Origin of the sequence: Psychromonas sp. SA13A, from assembly GCF_011378715.1 — a bacterium.
In the GTDB taxonomy this organism is placed as follows: Bacteria; Pseudomonadota; Gammaproteobacteria; order Enterobacterales; family Psychromonadaceae; genus Psychromonas.
In genome coordinates, this window is the sequence record NZ_WTKU01000020.1 from 44,789 (window position 1) to 56,510 (window position 11,722).

Genomic DNA, 11,722 nt, shown 5'->3' on the forward strand with positions numbered 1-11,722 from the left:
TCTTTTAGAAATGCATTTTAATTGTAGTTAGTATGTCGAAGCATGAATGCTGTGCCTTTAATGGCATGGCTTTAATTTTTCGACGACTCTTCTTCGATTAATATTTGCGTTGCTTGAATATTATGCTGTTGTAAAAAGCCTAATAACTGCACCATATACTGCACATCAGCCGTTTTATCCGCTGCAATAACCCATTGTGTTGCAGGTTTTTCCTTCGTGATTTTAATTAACTTTTGTTGGAACGTTGGCCAATCTGCTTGTGCTACCCCATCAATCGCCCAGTGTGGTGCTTGATGAAGTAAATTAATGGTAACCGCCTTATCATCAACCACTTGGCTAGCACTGCTATCTGTAGTTGGTAAGTCAACTTCTAATGACTGCAATTTAATATTTGCTGAGAGCATTAAAAATACCATCACAATAAAAATAATATCGAGTAATGGAGTGAGATCAACTTGAAATGATTGTTGATCATTGGCTCGTTGACTTCTAATCACGAGTTAACTTCCTGCGTTGTTGCGATAGTTGTTTTTGCAGTACGTTTTTGCTCAGGAAAACTAACGCCTTGTAACCAAAGGTTACAAAAATTGAGTGTAAATTCTAAACGATAAGTTACTTTATTTGCCCATAACCCTAATAGCTGCGCGCCACAAATAGCAGGTAACGCAATTAATAAACCCGCGGCTGTGGTGCGCATTGCAATGCCTAATCCATCAGCCAAATCATTGGGAGTGACTGAGCCTGTGGTTAAAGCTATGGCTTTAAACATCTCAATTAAACCTAATACGGTACCTAATAAACCCAGTAATGGGCTGATCACGCCAATCAAGGCTAATAGCTTTAATCCGCTGTGTAACTCTTGACGCTTATCTTGTACCCAAATGCTGGCAGTATCTTCACGCAATTGTTGGCTAAAGTGTTGATGCGCAAAAAGCATTGCGATACCACGTTTAGCAAGATTTTTTTCTGTTTTTAGTTGCACGCTAAGCGATTGTAATTGCTCGCTTTGCTTTGGGTCATGGCCTTTCAATAATTGTGTTATTTCTTTTTTGCTTAATGAACCAAAGCTTAATAATTTTAATAATCGTTCACTTATGATCATTAACGTTAAAATCGAGCAAATTAATAATGGCCAAGTCATTAAACCAAGTTGTTGTTGTATTAAATTAAATAAAGTCATGATTAATCCAATTGAAAGCTAATAGGGACATAAATACGATGTGCAACAGTTTTCCCGTTGACACTATGAGGTGAAAATCTCCATTTTTTAATGGCTTTTAAAGCAGCAAGATCAAGTACTCTTGCGCCTGAAGAATCTTTTAATAACAATTTAACTTGTTTACCTTTCTCATCTAACCACACCTCGTAAGTGACCGTACCTTCGATCCCCTTTCTTTTTGCTAAACGAGGATATCTAGGTGGTTTAGGTTTACTTAAAAAACGACTTTTTTGTATTAGCTGCGGTTTACCCTGTAAACCATTGTCAGTTTTTACAACTTGTTTCGCATTGACTGTCTGCTTTGCTTTTGGTGCTGCCGTTGGTTGTTCTATCTGTTTTGTTTCTTTCTTTGCCGCCGCAGTCGCGGTTGGTTTGTTAGACTGTTGTATTTTTTTCTTTGGTTTCTTTACTGGTGCCGCTTGCTTCTTTACTTTTTGGATCGCTTTAGGAACCTGTTTTTTCTCTTTTTTAGTCACGCTCTTTTCTTTAACGATGCGCTTCTTAACTGTCTTTTTGACCACTGGTTTGGGTTTCGCTATTGTAGGTGCAGCTTCTTTTACTGGAACTGGTGGAGTTTCTGTTTGAACGGGTGTTGTTTCAGCCTTTTTAGGCGTTGCTTTTGGGGTACTAAAACTAATGCTAACATTTTGCGATTGTTGGCTCATAGGTTGTGCCATTACTGGCTGATCAAACAGTGGGGCAAAAATTAAAGCATGAATCGCGACAGACAATATTCCAGCACTTAGGTAACGAAACATAACGATATAACTCCAATATAAAAATTCTATTCAGTAACAGGACTCATTATCAATTAAATTAACAATGAGATCAATTATCATTTGTATTAAGTTTATATTTTTATTAAGATACATTTTTTGATGATAATAGTTATCATCTAATGGTTGGTTTTATTTGTACTTTGGATAAAAAGGAGACAGATTGTTTCACTATTTTGCATAATGAAGGCTGATTGATTTTTTTAAAGGTACCTAGGCAGAATTGGAAAATGTAATATACCTATTACCAATCAAAATATATGGAATTGGAACATGGAGTATTCAATTTTCAGCTAAGGTGGCATGTAATGAAACAATCAATTATAAATCAGTCGGCGTTAAATGAAGGAATATTAAATAAATCTCAAGCTGATCTGCTTGTAGAGGCTGAAATTCTAGACTTTATAAACGGTAAAAAAACTCTGCAACTAGCGACCGTTGATGTAAAGGCTAAACCTAATGCGAGCTATGCGCCTTTTGTTTACTTTGAGCAGAGTTTTTATGTATTGATTTCGGAATTGGCTCGACATACACAAAATATATTAAACAACCCCAATGCTTCTTTGATGTTAATTGAAGAAGAATCGAAAGCTAAGAACTTATATGCAAGAGTACGCTTAACCTTTGATGCTGATGCCATGATCGTTTCACGTGAAACGCAACAGTGGCAAGATGTAATTGAATTGATGATTAACAGGCTAGGCGAGACGGTACAGGGGCTGAGTCAATTCAATGACTTTCATTTGGTGAAGCTGAAAGTAGAGCAGGGCCTTTATGTGAAAGGATTTGGTCAGGCTTATCAAGTGTTAGCTAATGATCTAGCTAATCAAACTCATATTAACAAAGGGCACAGTAGTGCTTAATGAAGAGTTGTTAGTTTTCATTGAGTCATTTTTCGCTTATTGATGGCCACTTAGTCATTCCAGTTACTTGCTTGCAGGGGGCTTAAGTCCTTAAGTTCTCTGTGAGCCTCCTCTTTATCTTTAATACCCATTATTTAAAAGTGACACTCTTTTTTACACCTTCCTAGAAAATTAATGCGATTAATTATTCGCACTGTCTTTAGTTACGTCTTGCCTTGCTGTCGAAGCTAACAATTGAATAAAGCATCTCGATTGATAACGGGTATAGTTAGGCAGGTGTGATGTGGATAACTAATTCTCTTTTTATTCACTAAACCGTTCACTTTAGAGAATTGTTTTATTAGCTTCAGTCATCACTCTTGCATTATTATATTCTACAGGTGAAGAATATAGAGTCGCAGACGGAAGGTTACGATGAAGCAAGTGAATAAAGTAGGACGCCCAAGTGAAAATAGAGATAATCGAGCTAGGCTGATCACGTCTGCCAGGGAGCTCTTTGTGGAGCAGGACTACGACAAAGTATCACTTCGTGAAATCGCTAAAAAAGCACAAGTAGATAGTGCGCTTATTCGTTATTATTTCCAATCTAAACTGGGTTTATTTATGGCGATGCTTAAAGAGACTGCCGCCCCTGTTACCGAACAATTAAGTAAAGCAAACCAAAATATTGATGAAAAAAGTAGTGAGTTATTAATGATGACTTACTATCGCGTAATGAGTGAAAACCCCGACTTTCCTAAGTTAATGTTTAAAATCGCTTCAACTCCAATCAGTGATAAAAATATCGATTTTCAAAATATACTGGATCAAGTTTTTCGTCCAAAACACATTAATTTATTTGCTTCAATGCAGCAGCAGGGACTACTAAAAGACGGTGTAGACCCTCTGTGCGCGCAAATTAGCTTTTTCAGTATGATGATTTTTCCATTCCTTATTCCTGATCGGATAAAAAATACGATAGGTATTAAAATAACCCCTGAATTTATGTTGAAGCTAGGGCAACAAAATGCCCAATTATTACAGACTGGTTGCTTAAATACGCCTAAAAATAATCCTATTGAGAGTGATAAAGAATGAAAATGAGCAGTAATAAAAAACGCTTAACGATCCTTGGTGTATTAGTTGGAATTATTATCTTGGCATTATCAATCTTTTTCAAATCGTCACCAACGATTCAACCCAATTTCGATAAAGCACGGTTAGTCTCGGTACAAGCATTAATACTACAACCAACGGCACCTCTGGTTCTCGCCTTTGGGCGTGTTCTGCCTAAAACGACTTGGCAAGCGATTGCTGAAGTGAATGGTAAGGTTATTTATCGCCATCCAGGGTTAGAGTCTGGCCGCTTATTAAAGGCGGGTACACTGGTATTAAAGATTGATCCATTTGAATACGAGTTAAAAAAAGCCCAAGCCATTGCTAACGTTAATGCCAGTAAGGCTCAGTTAACACGCTTAAAGCAACAACAGAAAAATATCAGTGCTGGTTTGGCGATTGAGCAGGAGAAGTTGCAATTAATTAATCAAGAGTACCGTCGCAAACTATCGTTAAAGAAAAAGAATTTGATCTCTAATTCTGATTTGGAAACGCAAAAACAAACCTTACTGGCACAAAAAAACGTGGTTTTAGATTTAAACAGTACGTTAAAACTTTTGCCTGACGATAATAAAGTAGCTTTAGCAGAGTTGAATGTTAATCAAGCCATGTTAGATGATGCTCAAAGACAATTATTGAACACTCAAATTACGTTGCCCTTTGATGCACGTATTGCGAATGTTGATGTAGAAAATGCACAGGTAGTTGCATTAGGTGGCGTGTTATTTGAAGCATATAAGTTGGGCACTGTAGAAGTTAAAGCAGAACTCTCTTTGCAAGATGCAGATATCCTCATGAGTAGTGTTCAATCATTTCCAACACAAGCATCGCTACCCAACGTGGAAGAGCTTGGTTTCGGGGCCAATATTGAGTTACAAATTGCTGCAAAGCAACATCAATGGCCAGCTAAATTGACCCGTATTGCAGATAATATTAATGCTGAACAAGCAACGATTGGTTTTTATCTAGAAGTTGAGCAGGATGTTGCCCAGTTTCAGTTAGGCGCTAAACCTCCACTTACTAAGGGAATGTTTGTTAGTGCTAATATCCACGGTTTTGCTTCTTCACAATTTATGATCCCAGAGAAGGCATTACATGGTGATCTCATTTATGTAATGCAAGAGAATAAACAGCTTGCGATGCGTAAAGTACAAGTGCATTTTAGAAATAAACAAGGTGTTGCTATTAGTGGGGATATAAAGGAAGGAGAATGGTTAATTTTAAATGATTTAGTGCCTGCAATTCCTGGGATGACATTAAAAGTACAGGAACCGCAAAAAGCCGCGACCTCAGTTCAGGAGTCGTCTCTGTGATTAAACTTTTTACTCGTCACCCTACGCTAGCTAACTTGATCATGCTGAGTTTTTTTGTGCTTGGTTTAAGTAGTCTTAGTAACATTAAGCGTGAAACTTTCCCTGAGTTTTCTTCGTCTTATATTATTGCTAGTGTTGTTTATCCCGGTGCTTCTCCCGCCGAAGTGGAAGAGAGCTTATGCTTACGTATGGAAGATGCTATTGATGGATTAAGTGGCATTGAAGAAGTTACCTGTGATGCACAAGAAGGCTCTGCTTCATTGAGAGTTAAAATGTCTGATGATGCAGATGTTGGCCGCTCATTAGTTGATATTCAAACTGAAATAAATGCCATTAAAGATTTTCCTACGCAAATAGAGCCACCCACTGTTAAAGAGCTTGATTGGGCAGAACCTGTGGTTGATATCGCTGTTGCTGGAGACGTAAGTTGGCCGCATTTAAAGGCTTATGCCGAAGCGTTAAAAAAGCGTTTAAAGTTAGACTACGATGTTAGTTTGGTGAGCATTTCAGGGTTTTCAGATCATCAGTTTAAAGTGCAACTGAATTTACAAGATATGCGCCGTTTAGGGTTAACCGTGGCAGAGGTTGCAGATAAAGTTGGCCGTCAAAATGTTAAAATGCCTGCGGGTACTGTGTCTTTAAGTGACAAGGAGTTATTACTTCGCTTTGATCAAAGGAAAACAACGACTCAGGCTTTAGGCAACATAATCATTGCGTCTCTAGGTGATGGTGGTGTGGTGCGTTTAAAGGATATTGCAACGCTACAGGATGCCTTTGAGTTTGAGTACAATAAGATTCTTTTTAATGATAAACCGGCTGCTATTTTAAAGGTTAAAAAGAATAAAGCAGATGATGCGTTACGTATTAAAGAACGAGTTAGTGCTTTTGTAGAAATGGAACAAAAAATAGCGCCCGAAGGTATCACGCTGACTTTGACTAATGATATGTCATCTTTGTTACAAGATAGGCTGTCGATGTTGCTGAAAAATGGGTGGCAAGGGATCATTTTGGTCTTCTTATCAATGTGGTTATTCTTTTCGTTACGCTATTCATTTTGGGTCTCCGCAGGATTGCCGGTCTCCTTTATGGGCGGATTGTTTTTGATGAGTGCATTTGGTGTCTCTATCAATGTGATGTCTTTAGTTGGCCTGTTAATGGCGATTGGGATCCTGATGGATGATGCCATTGTGATTGCAGAATCGATTGCTGCACACATTGAAAAAAAACTTAGCGTTAATGACGCAGTAATAGAAGGTGTTAAGAAAGTGGCACCCGGTGTTATCTCTTCCTTTTTGACCACTATTTTTATTTTTGGCAGTTTATTGTGGTTAGACGGTCAAATGGGGAAAGTATTATCTGTGGTGCCGATGGTATTAATCATGGTGCTTAGTATCAGTTTAATTGAAGCTTTTTTGATTTTACCTAATCACCTAAACCATTCATTAGCTAAACCAGAAAAAGTAGACTCCACACTTAAATTCAAACGTGTCTTTTTAGCTAAATTTGAACACTTCCGAAATGTTACTTTAGTCAATAAAGTTGCCTTTGTGGTGCGCTGGCGTTATCTGAGTATCGGTATAACGATCGGTTTACTATTAACTTCTTTTGCCTTAGTCGCTGGTGGGGCATTAAAATTTTTAGCATTTCCAGCATTGGATGGCGATATCGCTGAAGCGCGACTTATTTTACCGCCAGGCTCAACGTTGCAACAAACAGAAGCGATCGTTGCGAAGGTAATCAAAAGTGCACAAGTTGTGGGGCAACAGGCGACGCAAGAAAACCAGGAAAGTGAACCGTTAATAAAAGATATTACTGCACATTATAATTCAAATGCTGATGCAGGAGAGACTGGATCACATGTTGCTACGGTGCGCTTAGATCTATTATCTGCTGAAACCCGCAATACTTTAATCAACGCTTTCATGGAATCTTGGCGTTTACAAACAGGCGAGTTGGCAGAACCTTTGTCTTTGGTTTTTAAACAACCTGCAATGGGGCCTGCTGGACGTGATATTGAAATACGTTTGCAACATGAAGATTTAAACGTATTAAAGCAAGCATCGGTTGCTATACAGGGTTATTTAAGCCAATTCTCGGGTATCAATGGTATTTTAGATGATATGCGCCCGGGTAAAGAAGAGGTGGTTATCTCCCTTAAACCTGGCGCGGAAAACTACGCTGTAGACGGGCAGATGATTGCCAATCAATTACGTGCAGCGTACTTCGGACAAACCGCAGATGAAATCCAAGTGGGCTCAGAAAATATATCCATACAAGTTTTATTGAATGAACAACAGGCAGGTAACTTACAAACACTGGCTAACTTCCCAATCATGTTAGATCAAGGCGGGCAAATCCCATTAAGTGCAGTTGCTTTGTTAAAAAGTGATCGCTCCTATGTGCGCATACAACGTATTAATAGCCAGCGTACGGTCACAGTGATGGCCGATGTCGATAATAGAAAGGCCAATGGCAATGAAGTGATAAGTAATATGCGTATTAATTATTTGCCTGAGTTACAACAACAATTCCCTGGTTTAAAGGTTGATTTTGAAGGTGCGGCTAAAGAGTCAGCAAAAACCGGTAGCTCATTACTAAAAGGGTTTATGATTGGTCTATTTGGTTTATTTGCTATTTTGAGTTTCCAATTCCGTAGCTATTTAGAGCCCTTTGTTGTGATGCTAGCAATTCCATTAGCTTTAATTGGTGTGCTGTGGGGACATTGGTTAGTGGGGTATAACCTTTCTATGCCATCCATTTTAGGGTTTATATCATTAGCGGGTATTGTGGTTAATGATTCCATATTATTAGTGCAATATATTCGACATCACATCGATCAAGATGCTGATGTTTATGATGCTGTGGTGAAAGCTAGCCGAGATCGTTTTAGAGCGGTATTTTTAACCTCGTTAACCACTGCGGCGGGTTTGCTCCCTTTGTTATTGGAAACGAGTTTACAAGCGCAAATAGTGAAACCAATTGTAATTTCTATTGTGTTTGGTATTTTCACTTCCACTTTATTAGTGTTATTTATTATTCCAAGTGCGTACGCGATTCTTGCGGATTTTGGGTTAGTACATAAGCACAAAGACCTCAGCGATACTTAATCTGCTCATTAACGGGGAGGGTAATCTCCCCCTGAAGCCTTTACTCATTATTAGCGATCCATTCAATTAATATTCTCATTCTTTTATTGCATTTTTCCTTATTTCCAGTTCATTGAATTGCGGTTATGATGCAAGCTAGTAACTAATCATATCAGCCGAATAACATTTAAATGGTAGAGTCGCGGAGGCATTTGTTTGACATTAGCTCGTTTATATTCATTTATGCCAGGCACTAAATTGTTCGTAACCTACCAAAAGCAGTGGTTACGTGATGATCTGCGAGCTGCGTTATCTGTTGCCGCCGTTGCATTACCAGTAGCGATCGCATATGCACAATTAACGGGTGTAAACGCAATTGTCGGATTATATTCTTGTGTGCTTCCGATGTTGGTTTATGCACTCTTTGGTACCTCAAGACAGTTGGTTATTGGACCTGATGCAGCCACTTGTGCTGTGATTGCCGCAGTGGTCACGCCATTAGCTGCAGGTGACGCAGTTAAGCATTGGCAATTAGTGATGACCATGACTGCAATGACCGGTGTTTGGTGTTTATTAGCCAGTCGTTTCAAACTCGGAGTACTTGCTGATTTCCTGTCTAAACCTATTTTAATGGGATTAATTAATGGTGTCGCTATTACTATTATTGTTGGGCAACTATCTAAAGTATTAGGCGTACGTTTTGACGAAACTTATTTACTTGAGCAGGTGATGTCTGGACACAGTTATCTGTTGTCTGCACATTGGCCAACGGTATCTATCAGTCTGATTGCATTGCTGGTGTTTATTGCTATCAAACGCTTAGTGCCACAATGGCCTGCGGCTTTATTTGCGATGGCAAGTACTGGTCTATTGGTGTGGTTATTTAAACTTGGTGATTTTAATATTGCTACTATTGGTGAAATAAAAGTGGGTTTACCTGATTTTCAAGCGCCTGTTTTTGACTTAGGTATTAGTCGTCAGTTGGTGATGCCTGCATTGAATCTAGCGATGGTAAGCTTTGTTAGCATGATGTTAACTGCACGCAGCTTTGCTGCAAAAAATGGCTACGATATTGATGGAGATAAAGAGTTTAGAGCGCTTGGTCTTGCTAATATCGCTTCTGCATTATCACAGGGATTTGCGGTCAGTGGTGCCAGTTCTCGTACTGCTGTCAACGATGAGAATGGTGGCAAAACACAATTAGTATCGATTATTGCAGCATTAATTATTGCGCTGGTGGCCTTGTTTGCCACTACTCCATTACAGTATGTCCCTGAAGCCGCATTGGGAGTTGTATTAATCTTAGCATCTATTTCTTTAATTGATTTCAAGGCGTTATGGTTATTAAGAAAGCATGATAAATCCGCCTTTGTGCTGGCGTTAATTACCCTGTTAGCGGTCTTATTTGTTGGTGTTATTCCCGGTATTACACTGGCCGTTTTATTAGGATTATTTCAATTTTTACGTGCGGTGATGCGCCCGACGGATCAGGTACTAGGCTTAGACGATAATGGAATCATTCGTAGTATGGATTCATCAGATCGAACTAAAACTATTCCAGGGGTATTCATTTATAGATTTAACTCTCCATTGACTTATTTTAATGCCATGTACTTTAAGCGTAGAGTACTAGAGCAGTTACTCACAGAGCCACAAACAGAATGTTTGATTATTGATGGAGTGCCTTGTTTCACGCATTTTGATGTGAGTGTGATGGCAATGTTAGATGATTTACATCGAGATTTAAAAAAACAGGGAGTCCGTTTAGTTATCGCTGGCCGAAAAAGGCAAATGATGAAATGGTGCAATGTGGTGGGAATCCCGATTGCTGCTGGTGGCATCTTAATTAGACCCGATCTGTATTTGGCATTGAAAATGAATCAGGTTTATTTGCAAGCCTTAGCGGATGGTGAAGTACCGTTATTGGATGATCAAGAGGTCGACTTTTAGGTAGTAGTCTGTGAGGCTATTGTTGATACAAAGTGAATGATGGTTTAAACAAAATTGCACTCAGTATCAATGCTGTGTGATGGTTAGTTGTTTGGCGAAGCCAAATGATCTGCTAAGTAATAGATTTGGTCTCGTCTTAACTGTTAGAATGCTCGTTTGTATTGTCTTTTTTATTTTTCTCGGAAACTACTATGTCAGCTGCTGTACTTAATTCGCTTGAAGATTTTTATCGATTACTGTCAACTCAACTTGAGAGTAATGGAGTGGTGAAGCTACTCTTGAGCAAATATCGAGGTCAAGATAAAAGCTTAAATAGGCTGAATATTCGACCACTTACTTTGCAAAATGAAGCGGTATTAAGTTTTGTTTATGAACATCAAACTAACCATATTACCAAAAACCATAACCATCAAAATGCGCTACTTGAGATCACTACACTTTTGGGTGATGACTTCAAAAGTGCCTATTTAACGCTGCAAGATTCAGAAATCCAATTAGAGTTTAGTAAAAAAGGTAAGTTAAAAATATCGCAACATAAAGCTAAGCAAATGCAAACTATGCCAGCTGCTCATAATCGCGAAAAACATCGTTATGTAGACATTCAGCGTCCTTTTTTAACAGCGTTAAAAGTCACTGATAAAAACCAAAAATTGATCCCTGCTATGTCTAATAAGTGGAAGCAAATCAATAAGTTTATTGAGATTTTTAGCCAAGCATTAGAGGTTTCTCCAAGGGATACAAGCACACCACTTAACGTTGTCGATTTTGGATCTGGCAAAGGTTACTTAACCTTTGCTATTCATGACTATTTGCGCCATACATTACAAAATGACGCACAGGTTACTGGAGTAGAGTTACGTCAAGCTTTAGCTGATTTATGTAATCAAACAGCGGCAACGTTAGATCATCACGGTTTGGACTTTGTGTGTGGAGATGTAAAAACCCATGCACCTAAACAAACCGATGTCATGATTGCATTGCATGCCTGTGATGTTGCTACTGATTATGCTATTCATTATGGGATCCGTGCGAACGCCAGCATTATTATGTGTTCGCCATGTTGCCATAAGCAGATTCGCCCACAAATGCAGAGCCCTGAATTATTTCAACCTATGTTGCAATATGGTGTGCATTTAGGCCAGCAAGCTGAAATGGTGACAGATTCGTTACGGGCACTATTATTAGAGGCTAATGGTTATACTACTAAGGTCTTTGAGTTTATTAGTTTAGAGCATACCAACAAAAATAAGATGATTTTAGCGATCAAAAAGCCATCAACCAATGCCAAAGAACAAGCTAAAATTTTAACTCAGATTGCTAATATAAAAACCTATTATGGGATCAAAGATCATTGTTTAGAAAGTTTGCTTAATGAAAGCCTAATTCAAGGTTAAATAGCGTTAAGCGACATGACCTCTTA

9 protein-coding genes are annotated in these 11,722 nt (G+C 38.6%); 6 read left to right on the top strand and 3 right to left on the bottom strand.

Going from position 1 to position 11,722, the window contains the following annotated elements:
* Positions 1-71: 71 nt before the first annotated feature.
* The 3 genes from GQR44_RS15425 to GQR44_RS15435 are packed head-to-tail and all read right to left on the bottom strand — an operon-like array spanning position 72 to position 1,977.
* Positions 72-497, bottom strand: a complete 426-nt coding sequence (locus GQR44_RS15425) for a biopolymer transporter ExbD (RefSeq protein WP_166372620.1) — start codon at positions 495-497, stop codon at positions 72-74.
* Positions 494-1,180 carry a MotA/TolQ/ExbB proton channel family protein gene (locus GQR44_RS15430; RefSeq protein WP_166372621.1) on the bottom strand — a complete coding sequence of 229 codons (687 nt, stop codon included), beginning with the start codon at positions 1,178-1,180 and terminating at the stop codon, positions 494-496. The genes GQR44_RS15425 and GQR44_RS15430 overlap by 4 nt, the downstream gene beginning before the upstream one ends.
* A 2-nt stretch (positions 1,181-1,182) precedes the next feature.
* Complete coding sequence (locus tag GQR44_RS15435; protein WP_166372622.1) at positions 1,183-1,977, bottom strand: energy transducer TonB; 795 nt, start codon at positions 1,975-1,977, stop codon at positions 1,183-1,185.
* Positions 1,978-2,303: 326 nt separating this feature from the next.
* On the opposite strand from GQR44_RS15435, the gene GQR44_RS15440 reads away from it, so the two are divergent.
* The 6 genes from GQR44_RS15440 to GQR44_RS15465 all read left to right on the top strand — a co-directional run bounded on the left by GQR44_RS15440 (position 2,304) and on the right by GQR44_RS15465 (position 11,696).
* Positions 2,304-2,858, top strand: a complete 555-nt coding sequence (locus GQR44_RS15440; protein ID WP_166372623.1) for a pyridoxamine 5'-phosphate oxidase family protein — start codon at positions 2,304-2,306, stop codon at positions 2,856-2,858.
* A 414-nt stretch (positions 2,859-3,272) separates the two neighbouring features.
* A complete protein-coding gene (locus GQR44_RS15445) occupies positions 3,273-3,935 on the top strand; it encodes a TetR/AcrR family transcriptional regulator (RefSeq protein ID WP_166372624.1) in 663 nt (220 codons plus the stop codon).
* Positions 3,936-3,937: 2 nt separating this feature from the next.
* On the top strand, positions 3,938-5,266 hold the full coding sequence (locus GQR44_RS15450) for an HlyD family secretion protein (protein WP_166372625.1): 1,329 nt from the start codon (positions 3,938-3,940) through the stop codon (positions 5,264-5,266).
* A complete protein-coding gene (locus GQR44_RS15455) occupies positions 5,263-8,373 on the top strand; it encodes an efflux RND transporter permease subunit (RefSeq protein WP_166372626.1) in 3,111 nt (1,036 codons plus the stop codon). The genes GQR44_RS15450 and GQR44_RS15455 overlap by 4 nt, the downstream gene beginning before the upstream one ends.
* 222 nt (positions 8,374-8,595) lie before the next feature.
* The gene (locus tag GQR44_RS15460) at positions 8,596-10,302 is read left to right on the top strand and encodes a SulP family inorganic anion transporter (RefSeq protein ID WP_166372645.1); all 1,707 of its coding nucleotides are present in this window, start codon (positions 8,596-8,598) and stop codon (positions 10,300-10,302) included.
* A gap of 191 nt (positions 10,303-10,493) precedes the next feature.
* The gene (locus GQR44_RS15465; RefSeq protein ID WP_166372627.1) at positions 10,494-11,696 is read left to right on the top strand and encodes an SAM-dependent methyltransferase; all 1,203 of its coding nucleotides are present in this window, start codon (positions 10,494-10,496) and stop codon (positions 11,694-11,696) included.
* The last annotated feature ends 26 nt before the right edge of the window (positions 11,697-11,722 follow it).

Bases quoted from the DNA above. Each gene is read 5' to 3' on its own strand.
- GQR44_RS15430 (WP_166372621.1), bottom strand. From the start codon at position 1,180: ATGACTTTATTTAATTTAATACAACAACAACTTGGTTTAATGACTTGG.
- GQR44_RS15450 (WP_166372625.1), top strand. From the start codon at position 3,938: ATGAGCAGTAATAAAAAACGCTTAACGATCCTTGGTGTATTAGTTGGA.
- GQR44_RS15435 (WP_166372622.1), bottom strand. From the start codon at position 1,977: ATGTTTCGTTACCTAAGTGCTGGAATATTGTCTGTCGCGATTCATGCT.
- GQR44_RS15465 (WP_166372627.1), top strand. From the start codon at position 10,494: ATGTCAGCTGCTGTACTTAATTCGCTTGAAGATTTTTATCGATTACTG.
- GQR44_RS15440 (WP_166372623.1), top strand. From the start codon at position 2,304: ATGAAACAATCAATTATAAATCAGTCGGCGTTAAATGAAGGAATATTA.
- GQR44_RS15445 (WP_166372624.1), top strand. From the start codon at position 3,273: ATGAAGCAAGTGAATAAAGTAGGACGCCCAAGTGAAAATAGAGATAAT.
- GQR44_RS15460 (WP_166372645.1), top strand. From the start codon at position 8,596: ATGCCAGGCACTAAATTGTTCGTAACCTACCAAAAGCAGTGGTTACGT.